General features: G+C 64.5%; 17 protein-coding genes. 11 read left to right on the top strand and 6 right to left on the bottom strand.

Going from position 1 to position 20,517, the window contains the following annotated elements:
• The first annotated feature begins 5 nt into the window (after nt 1-5).
• Nucleotides 6-1,256 (top strand): sulfotransferase, encoded by a 1,251-nt coding sequence (locus P8R42_01860; GenBank protein MDG2303391.1) that lies wholly within the window; start codon nt 6-8, stop codon nt 1,254-1,256.
• Here P8R42_01860 and P8R42_01855 read toward each other — a convergent pair.
• A complete protein-coding gene (locus P8R42_01855; protein MDG2303390.1) occupies nt 1,253-3,391 on the bottom strand; it encodes an FAD-dependent oxidoreductase in 2,139 nt (712 codons plus the stop codon). The two genes, P8R42_01860 and P8R42_01855, sit on opposite strands and share 4 nt — an antisense overlap.
• Before the next feature lie 72 nt (nt 3,392-3,463).
• On the opposite strand from P8R42_01855, the gene P8R42_01850 reads away from it, so the two are divergent.
• The gene (locus P8R42_01850; GenBank protein MDG2303389.1) at nt 3,464-5,401 is read left to right on the top strand and encodes a DUF3604 domain-containing protein; all 1,938 of its coding nucleotides are present in this window, start codon (nt 3,464-3,466) and stop codon (nt 5,399-5,401) included.
• 344 nt (nt 5,402-5,745) lie between these two features.
• On the opposite strand, the gene P8R42_01845 is transcribed toward P8R42_01850, so the two are convergent.
• The 3 genes from P8R42_01845 to P8R42_01835 form a co-directional block, all read right to left on the bottom strand.
• Nucleotides 5,746-6,186, bottom strand: coding sequence for a nitroreductase/quinone reductase family protein (locus tag P8R42_01845; protein MDG2303388.1), 441 nt, complete (start codon nt 6,184-6,186; stop codon nt 5,746-5,748).
• A gap of 28 nt (nt 6,187-6,214) precedes the next feature.
• Nucleotides 6,215-7,861 carry a D-aminoacylase gene (locus P8R42_01840; GenBank protein ID MDG2303387.1) on the bottom strand — a complete coding sequence of 549 codons (1,647 nt, stop codon included), beginning with the start codon at nt 7,859-7,861 and terminating at the stop codon, nt 6,215-6,217.
• 142 nt (nt 7,862-8,003) lie between these two features.
• Nucleotides 8,004-8,531, bottom strand: a complete 528-nt coding sequence (locus tag P8R42_01835) for a DUF4136 domain-containing protein (GenBank protein MDG2303386.1) — start codon at nt 8,529-8,531, stop codon at nt 8,004-8,006.
• Between the two features lie 106 nt (nt 8,532-8,637).
• Between P8R42_01835 and P8R42_01830 the strand changes: the two genes are divergently transcribed.
• Genes P8R42_01830 through P8R42_01820 form a run of 3 tightly spaced genes read left to right on the top strand, consistent with a single transcriptional unit; the run spans nt 8,638 to nt 11,619 of the window.
• Complete coding sequence (locus tag P8R42_01830; GenBank protein MDG2303385.1) at nt 8,638-9,408, top strand: TonB-dependent receptor plug domain-containing protein; 771 nt, start codon at nt 8,638-8,640, stop codon at nt 9,406-9,408.
• A gap of 4 nt (nt 9,409-9,412) precedes the next feature.
• Nucleotides 9,413-10,555: an LLM class flavin-dependent oxidoreductase gene (locus P8R42_01825; protein MDG2303384.1), complete on the top strand. Its 1,143-nt coding sequence runs from the start codon at nt 9,413-9,415 to the stop codon at nt 10,553-10,555.
• A complete protein-coding gene (locus P8R42_01820) occupies nt 10,555-11,619 on the top strand; it encodes a Gfo/Idh/MocA family oxidoreductase (GenBank protein ID MDG2303383.1) in 1,065 nt (354 codons plus the stop codon). The genes P8R42_01825 and P8R42_01820 overlap by 1 nt, the downstream gene beginning before the upstream one ends.
• Nucleotides 11,620-11,622: 3 nt before the next feature.
• On the opposite strand, the gene P8R42_01815 is transcribed toward P8R42_01820, so the two are convergent.
• On the bottom strand, nt 11,623-12,402 hold the full coding sequence (locus P8R42_01815; GenBank protein MDG2303382.1) for an SDR family oxidoreductase: 780 nt from the start codon (nt 12,400-12,402) through the stop codon (nt 11,623-11,625).
• A gap of 161 nt (nt 12,403-12,563) precedes the next feature.
• Here P8R42_01815 and P8R42_01810 point away from each other — a divergent pair, with 161 nt between their 5' ends.
• Together P8R42_01810 and P8R42_01805 are read left to right on the top strand one after the other, a co-directional pair.
• On the top strand, nt 12,564-14,060 hold the full coding sequence (locus P8R42_01810; GenBank protein MDG2303381.1) for a DUF1800 family protein: 1,497 nt from the start codon (nt 12,564-12,566) through the stop codon (nt 14,058-14,060).
• Nucleotides 14,061-14,072: 12 nt separating this feature from the next.
• Nucleotides 14,073-15,479, top strand: coding sequence for a DUF1501 domain-containing protein (locus P8R42_01805; GenBank protein MDG2303380.1), 1,407 nt, complete (start codon nt 14,073-14,075; stop codon nt 15,477-15,479).
• 323 nt (nt 15,480-15,802) lie between these two features.
• On the opposite strand, the gene P8R42_01800 is transcribed toward P8R42_01805, so the two are convergent.
• On the bottom strand, nt 15,803-16,651 hold the full coding sequence (locus P8R42_01800) for an LLM class F420-dependent oxidoreductase (GenBank protein MDG2303379.1): 849 nt from the start codon (nt 16,649-16,651) through the stop codon (nt 15,803-15,805).
• Between the two features lie 162 nt (nt 16,652-16,813).
• On the opposite strand from P8R42_01800, the gene P8R42_01795 reads away from it, so the two are divergent.
• From P8R42_01795 to P8R42_01780, 4 genes are read left to right on the top strand one after another with little or no spacing between them, the layout of a single operon-like run.
• Complete coding sequence (locus P8R42_01795; GenBank protein MDG2303378.1) at nt 16,814-17,458, top strand: TetR/AcrR family transcriptional regulator; 645 nt, start codon at nt 16,814-16,816, stop codon at nt 17,456-17,458.
• 3 nt (nt 17,459-17,461) lie between these two features.
• A complete protein-coding gene (locus tag P8R42_01790; GenBank protein MDG2303377.1) occupies nt 17,462-18,451 on the top strand; it encodes a Rieske 2Fe-2S domain-containing protein in 990 nt (329 codons plus the stop codon).
• A complete protein-coding gene (locus P8R42_01785) occupies nt 18,451-19,671 on the top strand; it encodes an amidohydrolase family protein (GenBank protein MDG2303376.1) in 1,221 nt (406 codons plus the stop codon). The genes P8R42_01790 and P8R42_01785 overlap by 1 nt, the downstream gene beginning before the upstream one ends.
• A gap of 45 nt (nt 19,672-19,716) precedes the next feature.
• A complete protein-coding gene (locus tag P8R42_01780; protein ID MDG2303375.1) occupies nt 19,717-20,517 on the top strand; it encodes an acetoacetate decarboxylase family protein in 801 nt (266 codons plus the stop codon).

The raw sequence follows: 20,517 nt of genomic DNA, 5'->3' as shown, positions 1-20,517 counted from the left end.
CCACGATGCCCGAAGACATTCGCATCACCGATCTCGTCGACCCTGTTCTGAACGACTTCCAGAAGGCGGTGCGGGCCTACGGCGACACCCTCGAACTCGATTTCACCGTCGACGGGATTCTCGCGCAGGCGCGCGCGGCCACCGGGCTCGACGATTTCGGGCCGGATGACTACCTGGAACGCCTCGGTCTCCTCGTCGACGAGTGGTCGGCCGACGATGGTCTTACGGGCATCGGGAAGCTCACGCTCTGGAACAAGCTCACCCTGTTCGCGCGAAGCCGCTTGGTGATCCTCGACTATCTGAAGGCGCACCCGGAGGTCCACGACGTCGAGATCGAGCGGCCGATCATCGTTGCCGGTCTGCCGCGGTCCGGAACGACCCACCTCCTGAATCTGATGGCGGCGGACTCACAGAAGCACTCGTTGCCCCTGTGGGAGTCATACGAGCCTCTCCCGATGCCGAACGAAGAAGCCGGCGAAGACGGCATAGACCCGCGGTACGCGCGCTGCGCGGCGCAGTGGGATGCTATTCAGAAGTCGTCGCCGCTTTTGCCGGCGATGCATCCGCTCGATCCGGATCACATTCACGAAGAGCTCGAGCTCATGGGCCCGAACTTTGCATCGTACAATTTCGAGTGGCTCGCGATGTCGCCGCGCTGGCGGGATGATTACTACGCACACGATCAGACGCCCCACTACGAGTACATGAAGACGGTGCTCAAGATCCTGCAGTCGCGGCGCGGGCCGGGGCGCTGGGTGCTGAAGTGTCCGCAGCATCTGGAGCAACTGCCGGTCCTGCGCGCGACCTTCCCGGATGCGACGTTCGCGGTCACGCATCGCGACCCGGTGTCTGTCATCCAATCCGCGGTGACGATGCTGGCCTACGGGCAACGCAACGGGCGGAAGAAGGTCCAGGTGAAGGCGCTCGTCGAGTATTGGAGCGACCGCGTGGAGCATCTCCTGCGGGCGTGCGTCCGCGACCGTGATGCGTTGCCGGAAGCCCAGAGCATCGACATCCCGTTCCACGAGTTCATGGCCGACGACATGGCCATGGTCGAGAGGATTTACGAGAAGGCGGGAGAAGTGATGACAGACACGACGCGTGCTGAGCTGCGCGGCTTCATCGACAATCACCCGCGCGGAAAGTACGGGCGCGTGATCTACGCCCTCAAGGACGACTTCGGTGTGGATCCCGAGGAGTTGCGCGAGCGCTTCTCGTTCTACTTCGACGCGTTCCCGGTGAAGCGCGAGCGCTAACCGATCTCCAACGCGGCGCGGAAGCCGTCGTGGATGGCTCCTTCGAGGTAGCTCACGCCGTTGACGTCGCCGACCGACACGACGGGTACGCCCGCCGATTCGAGGGCCGACGTGGCCGCGGGGTTGGCATCCAGCCCTTTTGCGAGAACCACGGTGTCGGCGGGAGCCTGCTGTTGGGTGGCTTCATGCCCAGGTTCGATGGGGGCACGGAACGTCACCTTGTCTTCACCGATCTCCACAACGGTTGCGTCGGTCACGAGCTGGACGCCGGCTTCGCGGAGTTCGTAGAGCACGCGCCAGCGCCGGGGGTGGGCCATCTCCGTTGCGATTACCGGCCCCTCCTCGAGAACGACGACCTCGCGGCCGCGCTCTGCGAAGAAGTCGGCGATCTCCGCGCCGACCAGGCCGCCGCCGACCACGACGACGCGCTTCCCGACCGGCATGTACGCTCGTGACGCTTCGCGGAGCTTGGCCGGATCGCTCGAGATCCCGGTCATACGGCCGGCGCGGACGGCAAGACGGCCGGTGAAGGAGAGTTTGTTTGCTGCCTCATCGCTGCCGTCGCCGGTGAGAAGGGCGCGCAGGTCATTGCCGTCGAAGACGTGGGTCTGATCGACGCCGGGGATCTCGGGTTTCGCGCGCCGTGCGCCCGCGGCGGAGATGACGACGTCGGCTCGCCACGCTCGAATGGTATCGGCCGTCGCCTCTTCGTCGAGATGGACGTCGATCTCGAGCGTCCGCATCTGCTCCTCGAACCAGCGCAGCAGCCGTTCATTGGGTTCGTACACCAATGCGGCAAATCGGAGGGTCCCACCTAGGTGGGACGATTTCTCGTAGAGAACGACGTCGTGGCCGCGGAGCGCGGCGACTCGCGCGGCCTCCATGCCGGCAGGGCCGCCACCGACGACGAGGACGCGCTTCTTCGTAGTGGCGCTCGTGCGGGCGGGCTCTGCGCGTTCGAGTTCGAGCCCGGTGATCGGGTTCACGGCGCAGCGCACGCGTTTGTCGAAGAAGGGCTGCGCGACGCAGACGTAGCAATAGATGCAGGGGCGGATGTCCTGTGGGCGACCGGCGGTGAGCTTTGCCGGGAGCTCCGGGTCGGCGAGAAGCTTGCGACCCATGGAGACGACGTCGGCCTTCCCTTCCGCGATGAGACGGTCGCCGGCTTCGGGCTCGATGCGGCCCACGGCGATCACCGGGACGTCGACCCGTTTCTTGATCTGGGCTGCGAAGTCCGCATAGCCCGACGGCTCGTGCACGATGGGGCCGAGCGTGAAGCCGGCGCCGATCGGGTCGGAATACGCACTCACGTGAATGGCGTCGGCTCCGGCTTCGGCGGCAAGCTCGGCTGTGCACATCGCTTCTTCGAACCGGATTCCGTTCTCGACGCCGAACTCCGTGGCGTCGATGCGGCACCAGACGGTGAAGTCCTGCCCCGCGCGCTCCTTGCAAGCGCGCAGCGTATCGCAGAGGAGCCGAGCGCGGTTCTCGATGGATCCGCCCCACTTGTCGTCGCGGAAATTCCACGCGGGCGAGAGAAACTCGGAAAAGATGTATCCGTGGGCCCCGTGTAACTCGACCGCGTCGAAGCCGGCGCGGCGCGCCCGTTCTGCGGCGTCGGCAAAGTCTGCGACGAGTTGGTCGAGATCTTCGGAAGTGGCCACGTGAATCGTCGGTTGGCCCCCGGCGGCGCGGCCCATCTGGGTCATCTCGTCCATCGTGAGATCGAGCGGGCCCTTCGGAAAGCCTGCGTGCTCCGGCTCGGACGGCATGAGGAGGGGACGGCCTTCGCGCGTGTCGAAGCGCCCGACCTTGCCGTGATGCGCGAGCTGAATCGCGATTTTCGCGCCGTGCTCGTGTGCCGTGTTGGCGAGGGCCGTGAGGCCGGGCAGGTAGCGATCGTCGGAGACGGCGATCTCGTTGGCGGTGTTGGCACCGCGCGGATAGCACGCCGCGGTATTCTCGGTGATGAGCAGTCCGGCGCCGCCCCGCGCACGTTCTTCGTAGTATCGGAGCACCGGTTCGCGGATCGACCCGTCGGATTCGACGATCTCGACGCCCATGGGGGCCATCGCGATGCGATTCCTCAGCTCTACGTTTCCGATCTTGGTCGGCGAGAGAAGGTGTTCGAGCATGACGTGGGCATACCACAGGGTGGGGCGAGTTCGGGGTTGAAGCGCCTCGTGCCCTTACTCTATGCCTGCAGGATGCGCCGCGCCGTTCTTCTCGCTGGTCTCGTTCTCTGCCTCCCGACCGCCTCGGTGGCCGTGCCCGATCGTCCCTACGAGGTGACCGAAGAGCGCGCCGACTGTGCAGACTTCGATGCGCTCCGCCGGCCGTTCTTCGGCGACACGCACGTTCATACTGCGTACTCGTTCGACGCGCGGGCGCAGGACACGCGCAACACGCCTCGCGATGCGTACCGCTTTGCCAAGGGTGCGCCGATGGGCATCCAGCCCTACGACGAGAAGGGCGAACCGACTCGGACCATTCGGATCGACCGGCCGCTCGATTGGACGATGCTCAGCGATCACGCCGAGTTCCTCGGCGAGGTCCGGATCTGTCGTACCCCGGGTACGTGGAGCTACTGGCATCCGGTCTGCATCGCGCACCGCAATTCCGACTCCGGTAACAAATTCATGTTGGCGGCTTACGGTCTCGTCCTGAAGCGTCGCTGGGGCATCTGTGGCGACGAGAACCAGAGCTGCTTCGACACCGCGCGGGACGTCTGGTCGGAGATTCGAGACGCCGCCGAAGAAGCGTACGATCGCAGCGAGGCGTGCGCGTTCACGAGCTTCGTCGGGTACGAGTGGACGGCGAGCGTGGGCGAGGGAAGTAACCTTCATCGAAACGTCGTCTTTCGGAACGATCAAGTGCCCGACCTGCCCGTGAGCTGGATCGAGACCCCGTCGGCCATGGACCTCTGGAGCCATCTTCAAGAAGAGTGCGTAGATGGCATCGAAGGATGCGACGCCCTCACGATTCCCCACAACTCCAACTTGAGCGGTGGCTTGATGTTCCAGACCGCGAAGGTGTCCGAAGATGCGATCCCTGGAGCCGTCGACCGGGAAGAGGCGAAACTCCGATCCCGTTGGGAACCGCTCGTCGAGATGATGCAGCACAAGGGGGATTCCGAATGTGATCCGCTCGCGGGCTCGATCTGGGCGGACGACGAAGCGTGCGGGTTCGAGAAGCTCCACTACGATCGATTCGGTGCGACGCAGTCGTCCTGGGCGACATGGCAGCAGGCCGCTCCGTCCAACTTCGTACGCGATGCTCTTAAACAGGGGCTGCGGTACGAGGGTGAGCTCGGAGCCAACCCACTCAAGTACGGCGTCATCGCGTCCACCGACACGCATATCGCAGCGCCCGGGCTCGTCGCTGAGAAGAACCACCCTGGACACGGTGGGGCCGGCAAGGGCGGCGGTGCGGAAGCGGCGGATGAGTTCCCTGACGACTTCGAGTTCAGCCCTGGCGGACTCGCGGTTCTCTGGGCCGAAGAGAACACGCGCGACTCGCTGTTCGCCGCCATGCAGCGCCGCGAGGCGTACGGAACGAGCGGAACGCGGCCGGTCGTCCGCTTCTTCGGCGGGTGGGACTACCCCGACACGCTGTGCACGGATCCGCTTCTCGTCGCGAAGGGGTATGCGGGCGGCGTGCCCATGGGCGGAGACCTCTCGGCGCCGCCGGACGGTGAGGCGCGGGCACCCCGCTTCGTCGCGTGGGCCGCACAGGACCCGGGTACGTGGGATGGTGAGACGACACCGCTCCAGCGGATCCAGATCGTGAAGGGTTGGGTCGACGGTCGCGAGCTTCACGAGCGCGTCATCGACGTTGCCGGCGGGCCGAACGGGGCCGGTGTCGACCTCGCGACGTGCGAGCGTCGCGGGGAAGGGGCACAGAACCTGTGCTCGGTCTGGACCGATCCGGACTTCGATCCGCTCCAGCGTGCCTTCTACTACGTGCGCGTCCTCGAGAATCCGACGTGTCGCTGGAGTCAGTACTTCTGCAACGAGCAGAACGTCGATTGCGGGGACCCGGCGTCCATCCCCGAAGGACTCGCGAAGTGTTGCGCAGAGGAGCATCGCCCCGTCATCCAGGAGCGCGCCTGGACGTCGCCGATCTGGTACTCGCCGGCCTCGTAGCACCGGCGGGGGCCTTCGGTGGTTCGTCTAGATCTCTGGCGGGCACGGGAGCTTCTACTGATCTCGGTCGGGCGCGGGAGTCGCTCCGACCCGACAGCGACTCCCGCACCCTACGGTTGGTCGTCGGGGCCACGGGTGTCCGCAAGGGCCGCTCTTCTTGGGGCGGTGCTCTTCAATCCCGGTCTGGAGGCTGACTGGGCGCGGTAGTGCCTCCCGTGCCCCGATCGTGCACATCAAGCCCGCGCCTCGCCGCAGAGCCCGCCGAGTTGCGGAGGGCCGAGCAGGGCGGGGAGGGTGCGAGATTGACCCCGCGCCCTCCGCGTTTAGATCAGGCCGCTTCCAGGTCAGGCGATCGGGTCGAGCACGATGACCGGGATCTGCCGTTCGGTCTTCTCCTGGTACTCGTCGTACGGCGGGTAGATCGCCGCCATTTCCTTCCAGAGCTGTGCGCGCTCGTCGCCTTCTGCGACGCGTGCGCGGGCGGACACGTTCTTCGGTCCCACCATGAGGTCGCACTCGGGCTTCGCCTGGAGGTTCAGGTGCCACGCGGGATGGGACGGCCAGCCGCCCTTGGACGCGATGATCACGTAGCTGCTGCCGTGCGTGCCGTAGATGAGCGGGAGGGCGCGCGGCTCACCGGACTTTCGGCCGGTCGTCGTGAGGAGAAGGGTAGGTAGGGGGCCGGGGCCACCTGCGACCGAGGAGTCCCACATGTGCGCCTTCTCGGGGTCGCTTCGGTAGAGCTCGGTGTGGTCTTTGATCCAGGGAATCTCGCCGAAGTTCATCGGTAGTCCTTTCTATTCTGGTCGGTCCCTAGCCGAGCCGGGCCATATGGCCCGGACGGTTTTCGGGAGACGTCGACTCGCCGTCGATTCGGATCGGTGTGCCGTTCACCAGGACGTGGCGCATCCCCTCGGGCTGGTCCGCGGTGAGCCGCTCCGCGTTTGCCGGGAAATCGCGCACGCGGCGAATGGGGCCGGGAGCGACGGTTGCGGGATCGAACACGGCCACGTCGGCGTGGGCGCCCGGGCGCAGAACGCCGCGGTCGATGAAATTGAAGATGCTCGCCGGTTGTCCGGTGAGCTTGTGAACGGCTGTCTCCAACGGAATCACGCCGCGCTCGCGTACCCAGTTGCCGAGGAGGTCGGTCGGAAGGGGTGCGTCGCACAGCATGCCGACGTGGGCGCCCGCGTCGGAGAGTCCCATCACCATGTGGTCCTGTTGGAGCAGGTGCTCCACGCCTTCCTCGTCGTCGTTGGACTGGACGTAGCGGAAGCGGGTCAGAAGGTTTTCGCTGAGCGACAACTCCATCATCAGCTCGAAGGGAATCTGGTTTCGCTCCTTCGCGACATCGATGAGCGCCCGATCGATCAGACCCGCATGCACGTCGCTTTCGGCGATCTCAAAATTCTCCCACCGGGTGGGGAGTGGGGTTTGGCCGAGCTCCTCGAGCGCACGAACGCGCCACTGCGGATCGCGGTAGCGTTGCTCGCGTACTTCCGGTGCTTCCGCGCGCAGCTCCGCGAAGCACGGTGCCATGTCGAATGGGAACGGGTCGGCGAGCTGCATCTGCATCGTGATCTTGCGACAGGAGATCTGGGGCCAGACGCCGGTTCCCTTTGCGACCTCCTTTGCGTGGAGTTCCGAGCCGTACTGCCAGAAGCCCGGGATCGCCAAGAGGGCAGTGTAGGTGAGAGGCACGCCCACGCGGCGCTGGAAGTCGTAGAGTTCGTCGAACGCGAACCCCGCCCCGAGCGTCGCTTCGATCACACCACGTTTGCGCTTGCCGAGCTCGGCCGCCATGGTTTCGAACTCGCTCAGTTCGGCGAGGCGGCTGGGCACGGGCTTGCCCGCGACGCCGAGGTGCGTGGGCGCGAAGCTGGTGGCGAGTCCGGCAGCGCCGGCATCCATCGCTTCGCCGACGGAGCGCGCCATCGCGGCGACTTCGTCTTCGGTGGCGGTGCGCTCGTAGGCTTCGTCGCCCATGTGGTACAGGCGCAGCGCGGTGTGTCCGACGTAAGCGGCGAAGTTCAACATCGTGCCGCGCTTGGCAACAGATGCGAGGTATTCGGGGAACGTTTCGAAGTCCCACGGAATGCCGGCTGCGAGCGTCGCGGGGTTCATGTCCTCGACGCTCTCGAGCGTGAGCGCGATGGTCTCGCGGTGCTCGGGGCGCGTGGGCGCGATCGAGAAACCGCAGTTGCCGACGACCACCGTCGTTACGCCGTGGAAGCAAGACGGGGTGAGCGCCGGGTCCCAGAAGACCTGCGCATCGTAGTGGGTGTGGATGTCGATGAAGCCTGGCGTCACGACGCAGCCGCCCGCGTCGATCTCTTCCTTTGCGCGCAGCCCCGTGCCGATTTCGGCGATCTTACCGTCTCGGATCAACACGTCGGCTTCTTGGCCGGGTGCGCCCGTTCCGTCGATCACCGTCCCTCCGCGAATCAAAATCTCAGCCATGGATTCCATCCATAGCAGGGAGGCTGGGCGGAGGGGCAACCCCGCCCGGCACGGGAGCTCTTTCTGATCTCGGCCGAGCCCCATTCGTGCAGATCAGCCCGCGTCCCGGAACCGGGCGGGCCGAGTTGCGGTGGGGCTCAGGTCACGGCGAGGGCGGGAAGTCGGCGAAGAGCTTCTTCACGACTTCTTTGATGGTCTTCTCGGTCTGGGCGGGCGTGGGGTCGTCCGCCAGCTGCCGTTCGGCCGAGCCCTGCCAAACGAGCTTGCCAGTCTTCAGGTCCACCATCTCGATGACGAGGGCCCCGGCGGAGACGAGCTCCTTGTCCTTGGCCCATAGGACGCCACCGGTGCTCTTCCAGGTATCGATGGCCTTCGGTAGCACGCCCAGGTAGGCGGCCACCCCGACGTCCGCGAAGGTTCGGTCGCCGACGATGTCGAGTCCCTTGCGTTGAAGCTCGTCCCGGATCGCGTTTGCGAGCCGCTTTACGTTGAACTCGTTGACGCCGCGTTGGGCCTGGATCCCGAACCAGATGAACGTCTCGACCCGGTTCCAGTCGGTGTCCGGGTCGTAGTTGTCCCGAACCTCGGTCTTGGGGCCGCCGCAGCCGATGGCGAGAAGGAAGATCGCCACGAGGGCGATCGATGTTCCGTGCATGCGTCGAGCAATCATCACGGCTTTTCGCTACCAGAGACCGGCCGCCGGCCGAAACGCCTCGGGTTGACCCGCTCCAAGGGGCGTGATTCGTGCGGCTCTTCTTTGTCGGAGGTTTTCCGCCATGCCAAACAAGCTAGTTGCTGCCCTCAGGGCGCTGCCCCTTTCCGCGGTCTTGCCGGTCCTGGGTTTCGCCCAGGAGGGTCCTGCCGCGGAGGCGGCGGATGACACCGCACCGGGCCTCTCTGGGCGCGCGACGGCGCAGGTCGAAGAGAGCGTCGTGCAAGCGCGCAAGCGCGCCGAGCTTCTGGAAGACACGCCGGTCGCGGTGACCGCGCTGTCCGAGAGCACGCTGCGCGAGGCCAACGTCACACAGATCGACCAGATCCAGGAGTTGGTGCCGAATCTCACGTTCGTCGTGGGCGGCAGCGGGCAGGAGCAGCAGCTGCTCATTCGCGGCATCGGGACCGCCACGCTCGGCGCGGATTTCGAGCCCGGCGTCGGATTCTACATCGATGGGGTCTTTCTCCCGCGCGCGCAGGGCGGAATCCTAGATGTCGTCGACGTCCAGCAGGTCGAAGTACTGCGCGGAGCGCAGGGGACGCTGCTTGGAAAAAACAACATCCGCGGCGCCGTCAACATCACGAGCATCAAGCCGCACGAAGAGTTGGAAGCGTTCGCGATGGTTCGCCCGGGCAACCTCGGCACGGTCGATGCGCGGATCATGTTCAATCTCCCGATCGACGCGAGCGTCGCGCTGTGGGACCGGAACCTGACGGGCCCAAAGTACACCACCTTCGTGGCTCCCCTCGCCTCTCTCTTCGGACACGTGGTGCGCTACCACGGTGCGCCGCGGACGTTCGGTGCGGAGCTCAGCTACCGGTTTGGAGGCTGATACCGTGGCAAAGGTTAGAACCGAAGCCCGGGCGGCTGAAGTTTCGTGGTTCAGTGCGCTGTGCAACGACGACTATGAGCTGCTCGGCGTGCCGACCGGCGAGCTTCGGAGTAGCTTCGAGCATTGCCGGGACATCGTGGTCGGCGCAGATCGACTCGGCTTCGACAACATCCTCCTCCCGAGTTCCTATCAGGTGGGGCAGGATCCCCTGACTTTTGCGGGCGCGGTCGGTCCGATGCTCAAGCAGATGTCGCTTCTCGTCGCGATTCGGTGCGGCGAGGTGCATCCGCCCATGCTCGCGCGTGCCCTTTCGACCCTTGATCATCTCCTTCAGGGTCGTCTCACGATCAACATCATTTCGTCGGACCTCCCTGGCGCGGTGCTCGACTCGCCGGCGCGTTACCGGCGCTCTAGTGAGGTCATCCAGATCCTCAAACAAGCCTGGACCCAGCCCGAGATCTCGTTCCACGGTGAGTTCTACGATGTCGAGCTCGCCGTCGATCCGGTCCGGCCGTACCAGCAGAACGGCGGACCGCTTCTGTATTTCGGTGGGTACTCCGAGGATGCGCGACGTCTGTGCGCCGCGGCGTGCGACGTCTACCTGATGTGGCCGGACACGGAAGAGGGACTTCAGAGCACTATGGACGATCTGGCGTCTCGCGCCGCGGCCGTCGGGCGCGTGCTCGACTACGGGCTGCGGATCCACGTCGTCGTTCGTGAGACGGAGGACAAGGCGCGCCGTGCGGCGGGGCACCTCCTATCGCAGCTCGATCTGACCCGCGGCGACGAGATCAAGCACCGAGCGCAAGACTCCCGTTCGGCCGGTGTGCAGCGGCAAGACGATCTCCGCGGGGCGAGCGATGACGATTACATCGAGCCGCTGGTGTGGAGTGGCATCGGGCGTGCGCGCTCCGGGTGCGGCAGTGCGCTCGTCGGGAATCCCGATCAGATCGTCGCCAAGCTCGAGCGCTACATGGACATGGGGATTCGCGCGTTCATTCTCTCGGGGTATCCGCACATCGAGGAGTGCGGGCTCTTCGCGCGCGATGTGCTGCCGCGACTCCCCCGGTGTCGGCTAGCCGACGTGCAGGGCCGCCTCCCGAAGGGCCTTCCCGTGACCCCCCTTACTACGGAGGCGCGACGCTGATGGCGGTTCGATACGGAATCATCGGGTTCGGCATGATGGCACTCGAGCATCTCCAGAACCTGGCGGTGCTCGACGGCGCCGAGTTGGTTGCGGCGGCCGATCCCGACGAGAAGCAGCGGGGATTCGCCGTCGATCTGGGTGTGCCGGCGCCCGCGGTCTACGCCGACTATCGCGAGATGCTCGACAAGGCGGCGCTCGACGCCGTCATAATTTCGACGCCGAACTACACGCACATCGACGTGCTCCGGGACTGCTTGGGCACGGAGACGCACCTGCTGATCGAGAAGCCCCTGTGCACGACGATGGACGACTGCCGGGAAGTCGAGCGCCTCGCCGAGAAGCACGCGGGCGTTGTGTGGGTCGGGATGGAGTATCGCTACATGCCGCCGGTCGCGCGTCTGATCGAAGAGGTGCACAGCGGGACGGTAGGCCGTCTCCGCATGCTCGCGATTCGGGAGCACCGCTTCCCGTTCCTGCCGAAGGTGGGTGATTGGAACCGGTTCGCCCGCAATACGGGCGGGACGCTCGTGGAGAAGTGCTGCCACTTCTTCGATCTGATGAACTTCATCACGGGCGCCAATGCGGTCCGCGTTTACGCCTCGGGTGCGCAGGACGTGAACCACCTGGACGAGAGTTACGACGGGGAAACGCCTGACATTCTCGACAACGCCTACGTCATCGTGGACTACGACGACGGCACGCGGGCCTTGCTCGATCTCTGCATGTTCGCAGAAGCGTCGACCAACCAGGAGGAGATCGCGGCGACCGGGGATGCGGGGAAGGTCGAGTGCTTCATTCCGAAGTCGACGCTCACCGTCGGTCGGCGGTCGATGTACAAGTCCGAGTCTCTCGAGACGACGAAGGTCGAGGTGGACCCGACTGCGCTCAAGGCGGGGTTCCACCACGGCTCGACCTACTACGAGCATCTGGCGTTCCTCGACGCGATTCGGAGCGGGACGAAGCCCGCCGTCGGAATTCGTGAAGGCTTACGCGCCGTTGCGATCGGCACCGCGGCAGAGCTCTCGATCGCCGAGGGCCGTCCGGTCCACCTGTCCGAGGTCTAGCGTTCAGACCATCGACTGCCCGGCGTTTACCTGAAGCCACTGTCCGGTGATCATGCGGGCGCGATCCGAACACAGGAACACGATCGCCTCGGCGACGTCGCCGTCCTCGGGGATCTCTCCGAGCGGCATCTGACTTGCGATCTCCGCGACGACGACGCTCTCGTCGACCCCACGCGCCTCGGCCTGAATAGCAACGAACTTCTGCACGGGTGGACCCCACATCCACGTCGGGACCACAGTGTTGACGCGGATCTTGTCGGGGCCGAGTTCCTTGGCCATGTAGTACATCGCCGAGCGGAGCGCGCCCTTCGACGCCGCGTACGCGATCTGCGCGGTCGTGGGGAGGGAGGCCGCTTGCGATCCGACCAGCACGATCGACCCACCGCCCGCCTTGCGCATATGGGGTAGAGCCGCGCGCGAGGTGCGCACCGTGCCCGCCACGTTCACCTGGTAGGCGCGTTCCCAGTCGCCGAGATCGGATTCTTCGAAGGAGCCGTGGAGTGACGCGAGCGCCGCTACCTGCGCGAGTCCGTCGAGCCGCCCGAAGCGGGAAACTGCGAGTTCGACGAGCGCTTGTACCTGATTGTCGTCGGCGAGGTCCGTCGGGAGCCAGGCGACCCGATCTCCGCTCGGGTCGATCGCCTTCCCCACGGCTTCGAGTTGGGCCTCGGTCCGCGCGGCGAGTACGACGTTCGCGCCGTCGCGAGCGGCCTTCTCGGCGACTTCCCGGCCGAGGCCGTCTCCCACACCCATCACCACGATCGTTTTCCCCTGGAGAATCATGAGGGTTTCTTAGCGCGCACGTGCGATCCGTTCACATTCGGAACGGTCCGTCGAATGTGCCAGGGATTTGGGCAAAAGTTGACTTTGCCTTCCGTCGACGTAGTGCTCCTTGGAGGCTGTACATGCTCTGACACTGTGAAAACCGAGAAGGGGGAGTTGGGATGGGTGATGAGAACACGGCCCTGTCCGTAAACGAGGTGCGGCACGTGATGCGCCGGACCGGATTTGGCGCGCCACCGAAAGATCTGGGGAAGCTCCTCAAGGCCGTCAACGATGCGCCCACGCGTGGGAACCTTGCGGACGAGCTTCTGGGCTACAAGCCGAAGCTCTACAAGCCGGGCGGCAAAGATCCGTACACCGCCCACAACAAGTGGATTAGCTACCTGCAGAAGCCCAAATCCCCGCTGCAGTCGAAGCTGGTCTTGTTCTGGCACGATCACTTCGCGACGCAGGCCTCAGCGGTCGGAGATACGAAACTGCTCGCTCGTCAGATTCGGATGTTGCACGAGCACGCGAAAGGCAACTTCAGAACTCTGGTCAAAGAGGTCAACCTCGACGCGGCCATGATGGAGATGCTCGACACGGTTCGGAACAAGAAGGCCATCCCGAACGAGAACTACTCCCGGGAGTTGCAAGAGCTCTTCTCCCTTGGGGTCGACGATCTCGCCGGCAATCCCAATTACACGCAGGCGGACGTCAGCCAGATCGCTCGTGCCTTCACGGGCTGGGACTACGACTACCCGAAGGGAACGCCGGATCTCGACACCGACGATCACGATTACGAAGCCGATTTCCCGTTGCGGGGTCCGAAGGTGATCTTTCAGACCACGGGCGGGTTCGGTCCGGCGGGTCGCGACTTCACGGCCGGGGGTGAAGGCGAGGCGGAGGTCGACACGGTCACCGACATCCTCTTCGATCACACGGACACCGACGGCGAGAACACCGTCGCACGCCGGATCACGCGCCGTCTGTTGCGCTTCTTCTGCCACGAGGACTATGCGAGTCCTGGGGCTGCGGAGATCGCCACCATCGACCAGATCATTTCGGACGCGAACTTCACGAACACGTGGGACCTGCAGGCGCTCTATCGCACGATCTTCGTTCACGACGTGTTCTTCGAGACCTCCGGAACCGCGCCCTACGGGGCCGGCACCAAGAAGGCCATCAAGTGGCCGGTCGACTACTTCATCTCGACGCTGCGCCTGACGGGCATGAAGCTCAAGTCCCGCGACAGGCGGATCTTCGGTGGGGCCTACGACGGTGCGTTCGACCACCTGACGCAGATGGGTCAGGTTCTCCTCGAGCCCCCCAGCGTCTTCGGGTGGGACTGGGACACGGCCTGGATCAGTAGCTCGACGTTGCTGGCGCGGTACCGATTCGCACGCGACATCGTGGCGGCGCGGGACGCGGGCGCGTTTCGGCCGGACAAGCTCATCGACACCGACCTGACAGACCCGGGCGAGATCGTGGACGCCGTGTCCGACTCCCTCGGAGTACCCGACCAGGTGACGGTGGCGGAGCGTCAGGTCTACATCGACTACCTGACGGACAACGGCGCCAATCCGACGATCGACCTGGACGACGACGACGTTCTCAACACGAAACTGCACGGTTTGTATGCGCTGGTCATGCAATCGCCGGCCTACCAGCTGCACTAGGGGAGGGGAACGATGAAGGTCTCACGCAGAAGGTTCCTCCAAGGCGCGACCGCAGGCGCGGTTCTCGGCCCAACTCTCTTCAATCACGCACTGGTCCGGAAGTCGCTGGCGAACACCATCGGCAATCGATATCTCGTCGTAGTCCTCCTCGACGGAGGAAACGACGGCTTGAATACGATCACGCCGATCGATGACGGAGCCGCGACGTTGCGGCAGGCGTACGACGCCCATCGCAATACGGGCAATGGCGGTGTGAACTTGCCTTCGGGCAACCTGCTCCCGGTCGGTGCTGACCCGAACAGCGGGGCCAGCCTCGGGTTGCACCCGTCGTTGCAGGGGCTCCACGATCTGCACACGTCGAAGGGCACCGTGGCCTTCATTCAGGGCTGCGGATATCCGGACGCAAGTCTCTCGCACGACGTCTCGCGATCCATCTGGGAGACTGCGAACCCGCTCGGTGTGCCCCTCGTGGGCGGTTGGGTCGGGCGGCACTTGGCGGGCTGCTACGGCCCCACGGACGTGCCGGCGGTTGTGGTAGACTACGGCCTGCCCGGAGATTTCCGGCAGACCACGACGAGTGTCCTCGCGATCAAGAAGCTCGAGGACTTCGGCTTCCCGTATGACTACTACGACGGCGGTGATGTCGCGGCGAAGCGCGCCGCTTTCGATGCGATTTACTCCGCAGCGAGCGGAAGCGCGCAGAGCCAGTTCGACTTCATCGGAAACAGCGGTGCGGCGACGCTGGTTTCCAGCGAAGCCTATCCGCCCCTGCACGACCTGTACGAGACCGACCGCGCCGCGTGGAGTGCGCAGTACTCGGCGATCGGTCGTAGTTTCGCGGAAGATCTTCGCGAAGTGGCTAAGATGATTTACGGCGTCGAGCAGGGCGTCCCCGACGTCAACGCCAGATACTTCGAGTGCAACAACGGCGGCTACGATACGCACTCGGGACAGGGTGCAGACGAGCCAGGGGGCCGTCACGGCGAGCTCCACGCGGAGGTCGGTGATTCGCTCAAGGTCTTTTATGAAGACCTCGAGGACATGGGCGTCATCGATGACGTCGCGATTCTCGTCTGGAGTGAGTTCAGCCGTCGCATCCAGCAGAACTCGAACGGGACGGATCACGGCTCACAGGGGCCGATGTTGCTCCTCGGGGGTGACGTCAAAGGTGGGGTCTTCGGGAACCATCCGAACATCAATGACGTTGCACTCAACAACAACGGCAACACCGTCTACTCGCAGTCTGCGACCGATCCGTTCCGTTCGACGGACTTCCGCGACATCTACGGCTCGGTCCTGAAGCAGTGGGCGGGAATGCCCCACAACGACATTCTCACGATGATGCCGCTCGACACGGCGGCTCCCGCCTCGAACTACTGGACGGTCGAGGACTTCGACCTCGACCTCTTCTTGCCCTGAACGCCGACGGGGGCTCCGGGCACACGCCCGGAGCCCCCGAAGACGCATCGCCTGCGCGGATCTACGGGATCGAAACGATCGCTGACGCGACCAGAACCGCGCCCTTGAGAACCAGGACCAAGCTTTGGGATCGGGCTATTCTGCGATCTTCTTGCCGGCGCGCTTGGCGCTGTGGCTAGCGACCTCACCTGGTTTGCGCCGGCCTGGACGGGAGCAGCGATGAGGGCCAACCCGAGGGCGAGAGCGGTGCCAATCGTGATCGTCTTGGGGAACCACCCATCCAACGGCGCCGGCATTTGCGTCAAACGGTTCGTGGCCGGCGCTCAAATCTTCTGGCCCGCCTCCGCGTACGTGTCGAGCATCTTCGTCATATCGTCTCCGGCCAGGGGAAGCGCGATGAACAGAACCCGGGAGTAGCCCGCATCGCTGAGCTTGGAGAGCTCGGTTTCGTCGGTCGGGGCCACGTAGAGGGAGACCTCCATGGAGTCGGGGTCCCGGCCGGCTTCCTTGGCCATCGTCCGGAACTGCTTCATGTCCGAGATCGGATCCGAGTCACCTCGTCCGGAGAGGGGAATCCAGCCGTCTCCGTACCGCAGGGCTCGCTTGATACCCCACGGAGCTGCGCCTCCGACGTGGATCGGTGGATTCGGCTTCTGCACCGGCTTGGGCCAAGAGAAGATCTCGTCGAAGTTCACGAATTCGCCGTGGTAGGCGGCTTTGTCCTGGGTCCAGATGGCCTTCATGGCCTCGATACGTTCCCGCATGACTTTCCAGCGTCGTTCGAAGGGGAAGTCGTAGTGGTTCGCAAGCTCTTCGCGGTTCCACCCGCCGCCGACCCCGAAGAGGAACCGACCGCCCGTCATCTGGTCGAGGGTGGCGATCTCCTTCGCGAGGGTGATCGGGTCGTGCTGCGCGACGAGTTGGATGCCGGTACCGAGCTTCAGCGTCTTCGTCGTGGCGCCGACCGCGGCCAGCGTCAGGAGCGGCGCGAAGCAGTCGTAGTACATCTTGGGTAGCTCGGCCCCGCCGGGCCACGGCGACTCGCGGGAGCACGGAATGTGGGTGTGCTCGGCGACCCACAAGGATTCGAAGCCGCGCTCTTCGAGTTTGGGCCCGAGTTCCGCGGGATTCATCGCGTAGTCGGTCGGGAACATGCAGACGCCGTACTTCATCAGTGGCTACCTCTTCTCTGGAGTTGGCCGGTCTAACTGATCGATTTCTCGAATATGATGAATCGATCATATTTGGCAAGTGTTCGACATCGAACCTTCGTTTTACAAAATCTATTGCGAAGTAAACTTGCATGAGAGTGTAAGTTCACGCAGGATCCACCCGTGAACGACGTACGAGCCGCAATTCTCGCCGACGCGGAGCCCGTCACCCGACGGGAGCGGCGTAAGCTCGAAGTGCGCGGTCGAATGGTGGACGCGGCGGCCGAACTCTTTGAGGAGCAGGGGTATCAGGCGACCACCGTGGCCGAGATCTGCGATCGGGCGGACGTCGCCACAAAGACCTTCTTCAACTATTTTCCGACCAAGCAGCACCTCGTCCGCGAACTCGCCCATCAGGCCATCGAGGGCTTCCTCGTGGACATCGAGGCCCTGCGCGCCGGCGTCATGTCGACCCGGGAGCGCCTGGTCCACTTCTTCGACATGATCGGGGCAGGGGCGACCGACGTCGGACCCAAGCACCGCGAGGTGCTGACGGAGATCATCCACGCGGCGAGCAGCGAGGGTGAGAAGGACAAGCGGGCACGCCAACTCCATGACGCAATGGGCGCGATCGTTCGCGACGGCGTCGCCGCCGGCGAGGTCACGATCAAGCACAGCCCCGAGACTCTGACGGAGCTGATTCTTGGCGCGTTCTACGCGCTGATGTTCAGCTGGACGAACCTGGACGACTACCCGGTACGCGAGCAGGCCCGCGCCATGGCGCAGCTTCTCGGTGATACGATCGCACCGGGGGAGCAGGAGGATTGAATCATGGCTTTTCGCGAAGCCGAACATGTGAGTCTGCCCGTGCCGAATGGTTGGTACGCGGTCGCGTTCAGCAAAGATCTCATCAAGGGAGCCGTTCAGCCGATCCACTACTTCGGCGAAGACATGGTGCTGTTCCGCACGCGCTCCGGCGAGGCGCGGGTGCTCGATGCGTTCTGTCCACACCTCGGCGCGCACATCGGACACGGCGGTCGAGTGATCGGCGAGACGGTGCGCTGCCCGTTTCATGGCTGGCAGTACGACGGTGAGAACGGCAGCTGCGTGAAGATTCCGTACTGCGACACGATCCCGAAGGGGGCGAAGGTCGGCGTGTGGCACACCCAGGAGAAGAACGAGATGATCTTCGTCTGGTACCACGCGGAGAAGAAGCCTCCCTTGTGGGACTTTCCGCAATTGCCGGAGCTCGGCGATGAGGAATGGTCCGAACCGAAGATCTTCGAGTTGTCCGTCCACGCGCATGTGCAGGACATGCACGAGAACAACAACGACCCGGTCCACTTCCAGTTCGTGCACAACATGGCGGGCCAGGAGTTCCCGGGCGAGATCACGTACAGCGACGACGGCCGTCACTACCGCATGACGAACCAGCAGACGATGGACACCGCCATCGGTTCGTTCGAGACCTCGTTGGTTCGTGACTCGTGGGGGATCGGCATGAGCGCCGTTCGTCTCGAGGGGATTCCCGAGGCGGGCATGCTGCTCTACTCCTCGACGACGCCGATCGATCTCGATCCGGCGCACACGATTTCTCGGTGGGTCCTCAGCGCGTCGAACAATATGATCGATCATGCCGGCGACGACTTCCTACACCGCCTCGTTCAGGGCGTGGAGCAAGATCAGCCGATCTGGGCCAACAAGGTCCACCGCGCGAAGCCCCTTCTGTGCAAGGGGGACAAGTATATCGCCGAGTATCGGCGTTGGGTGAAGCAGTTCTACACCGACCCGGCTCCGCTGCGCGCCGCAGGAGAAAATTGATGGACCGCTACCTCGTCATTTCGTCCGATTGCCACGCCGGCTTGCCGCCGGAGAAGTACCGCGACTACCTCGATCCGCAGTACCGTGAGACCTTCGATGTCGCGCTGCCGATTCAACTCGAGCAGGTGAAGCGGATGTCGGACCAGTTCCTCGTCGCGGAGATCAACGAGGAGTGGCGTAAAGGCCGCGACGCCGAGCTCTCGGGCGCGTGGGATCACGACGAGCGAATCAAAGTGCTCGACGGCGACGGCATTGCCGGCGAAGTGATCTTCCCCGACGGCATCACCGAGATGAACATGCCGCCCTTCGGTGCGGGGCTCAGCCTTCCGACGGAAGGCGGGATCGTCCCCGAGCTGCAATGGGCCGGTGCGCGTGCGCACAATCGCTGGCTCGCCGAGTTCGTTTCGCAGGCGCCCGACCGGCACGTGGGAGTCGCGTTGGTCCCCGCTCTGTGGGATGTCGACGAAGCGGTTCGCGAAGTCGTGTGGGCGCGCAAGAACGGTCTTTCCGGAGCATTGCTCCCGTGTCAGTGGGGCTCGCACGCGCCGTATCACCATCCCAAGTACGACCCGCTCTGGGCGGCGTGCCAGGACAACGACGTCGTCGTGCACTTCCATTCGGGGCCGGCGCCGATGGGTGATTACTTCGGCGACCTGACCGATCCGGGTGCCGAGAAGCTGCCCGGCGGGATGGGTATCTACGTGTCCGAGGTCTGTTGGTACAACGTCCGGCCGCTCACGTTTCTGATGTGGGGCGGCGTGTTCGAGCGCTTTCCGCGCATCAAGGTGTCGATCACGGAGGGCACGGTCGTGTGGGTGCCCGAGTACCTGGCACTCATGGATCACCGGTACACCGACACGCATCAGTCCGCGAAACTCGGCGACTACCACAGCCACTTGAAGATGAAGCCGAGCGAGTACTTTGCCCGGAACGTGGGTCTCGGCGCCTCGTGCCTCTCGAGTCGCGAAGCCGCGATGCGCAACGACATTGGCGTGAAGAACATCATGTGGGGTAGCGACTACCCGCATCCCGAGGGCACGTGGCCGTTTACGAAGAGCCATCGGTGCGACTCCCTTCGCGGTCTTCCCGAGGGCGACGTCGCGGCGATCCTCGGTGGAAACGCGGCCCGCTTCTACGGCTTCGACGCCGAGCGCCTCGCGCCGGTCGTCGATCGGGTCGGCCCGAAGAAGGGCGACTTCGACGAAGCCGCCGCCGTCTGAAGCAGTTAACGATCGCAGGCGAAAGCGAAAAGGAAAGGAAATGACATGGCCAAGCTTCGCTACGTGAAGACCGATGAGCAGGTGAAAAAAGGGCAGGAAGAAAACCCGGAGTTCATGGACAGCACGGTTCGCTCGATTCGTTGTGTCTATGAGACGAACGAGGCGATCGCGCGTGCTCTGCTCCCGCAGCCGCTCGAGCTCGCGCGCCCGGAGATCAACGTCACGTTTTCGCATGTGGCGATGCACATCACGCCCGAGTTCACGTTCGAGATCGGCTCCGCGGTGTTCGGCGTCGCCGCGACCTTCGAAGGCGTCGAGGGCGACTACCTCGTCACGATGCCCATGACGACGGAGCAAGCCGTCGTCCCCGGACGCGAGACGTTTGGCGAGCCGAAGAAGATCGCAGAGATCGACTTCAAGAGGGACGGTGACGCTCTTTCCTCGAGCGTGTCCCGCATGGGGATGACGTATCTCTCCGTGAAGGGCAAGGTCGGAAAGGACCTCGGCCCGCGTGAGTTCACGCAGTACGCCTATTGCTTCAAGGCGATGCCCTCGTGCGAGCAGGGCCGGGCTTTCGATGCCGATCCGCTCTTGGTACGACTCGAGTGGCGGCACAAACACAAGGCCGTTCACGAGGTCGACGGTGCGGAGCTCGTTCTGGGCGACTCGCCGATGGATCCGGTGGCCGACGTTCCGATCAAGCGCCTGGTGCGGGTCGAGTACGAAGAGGGAAACTCGGAGAGCAACGGAACGGTGCTGCGGGCCGTGCCGGGAGACTGGCTGCTCCCCTTCCTGCACCAGCGCTACGACGATACGTCCGGCGACGGCATCGAGATCGCGGTCTGA

Source organism: Candidatus Binatia bacterium, assembly GCA_029243485.1.
GTDB lineage: Bacteria > Desulfobacterota > Binatia > UBA12015 > UBA12015 > VGTG01.
The sequence above is the reverse complement of the archived record's forward strand: the minus strand, read 5'-3'. Positions and strand labels throughout refer to the sequence as shown.

What these genes read in the sequence shown, in the direction of transcription:
- P8R42_01860 (MDG2303391.1), top strand. Translation starts at nt 6, where the DNA reads ATGCCCGAAGACATTCGCATCACCGATCTCGTCGACCCTGTTCTGAAC.
- P8R42_01855 (MDG2303390.1), bottom strand. Translation starts at nt 3,391, where the DNA reads ATGCTCGAACACCTTCTCTCGCCGACCAAGATCGGAAACGTAGAGCTG.
- P8R42_01850 (MDG2303389.1), top strand. Translation starts at nt 3,464, where the DNA reads ATGCGCCGCGCCGTTCTTCTCGCTGGTCTCGTTCTCTGCCTCCCGACC.
- P8R42_01845 (MDG2303388.1), bottom strand. Translation starts at nt 6,186, where the DNA reads ATGAACTTCGGCGAGATTCCCTGGATCAAAGACCACACCGAGCTCTAC.
- P8R42_01840 (MDG2303387.1), bottom strand. Translation starts at nt 7,861, where the DNA reads ATGGCTGAGATTTTGATTCGCGGAGGGACGGTGATCGACGGAACGGGC.
- P8R42_01835 (MDG2303386.1), bottom strand. Translation starts at nt 8,531, where the DNA reads ATGATTGCTCGACGCATGCACGGAACATCGATCGCCCTCGTGGCGATC.
- P8R42_01830 (MDG2303385.1), top strand. Translation starts at nt 8,638, where the DNA reads ATGCCAAACAAGCTAGTTGCTGCCCTCAGGGCGCTGCCCCTTTCCGCG.
- P8R42_01820 (MDG2303383.1), top strand. Translation starts at nt 10,555, where the DNA reads ATGGCGGTTCGATACGGAATCATCGGGTTCGGCATGATGGCACTCGAG.
- P8R42_01815 (MDG2303382.1), bottom strand. Translation starts at nt 12,402, where the DNA reads ATGATTCTCCAGGGGAAAACGATCGTGGTGATGGGTGTGGGAGACGGC.
- P8R42_01810 (MDG2303381.1), top strand. Translation starts at nt 12,564, where the DNA reads ATGGGTGATGAGAACACGGCCCTGTCCGTAAACGAGGTGCGGCACGTG.
- P8R42_01805 (MDG2303380.1), top strand. Translation starts at nt 14,073, where the DNA reads ATGAAGGTCTCACGCAGAAGGTTCCTCCAAGGCGCGACCGCAGGCGCG.
- P8R42_01800 (MDG2303379.1), bottom strand. Translation starts at nt 16,651, where the DNA reads ATGAAGTACGGCGTCTGCATGTTCCCGACCGACTACGCGATGAATCCC.
- P8R42_01790 (MDG2303377.1), top strand. Translation starts at nt 17,462, where the DNA reads ATGGCTTTTCGCGAAGCCGAACATGTGAGTCTGCCCGTGCCGAATGGT.
- P8R42_01785 (MDG2303376.1), top strand. Translation starts at nt 18,451, where the DNA reads ATGGACCGCTACCTCGTCATTTCGTCCGATTGCCACGCCGGCTTGCCG.
- P8R42_01780 (MDG2303375.1), top strand. Translation starts at nt 19,717, where the DNA reads ATGGCCAAGCTTCGCTACGTGAAGACCGATGAGCAGGTGAAAAAAGGG.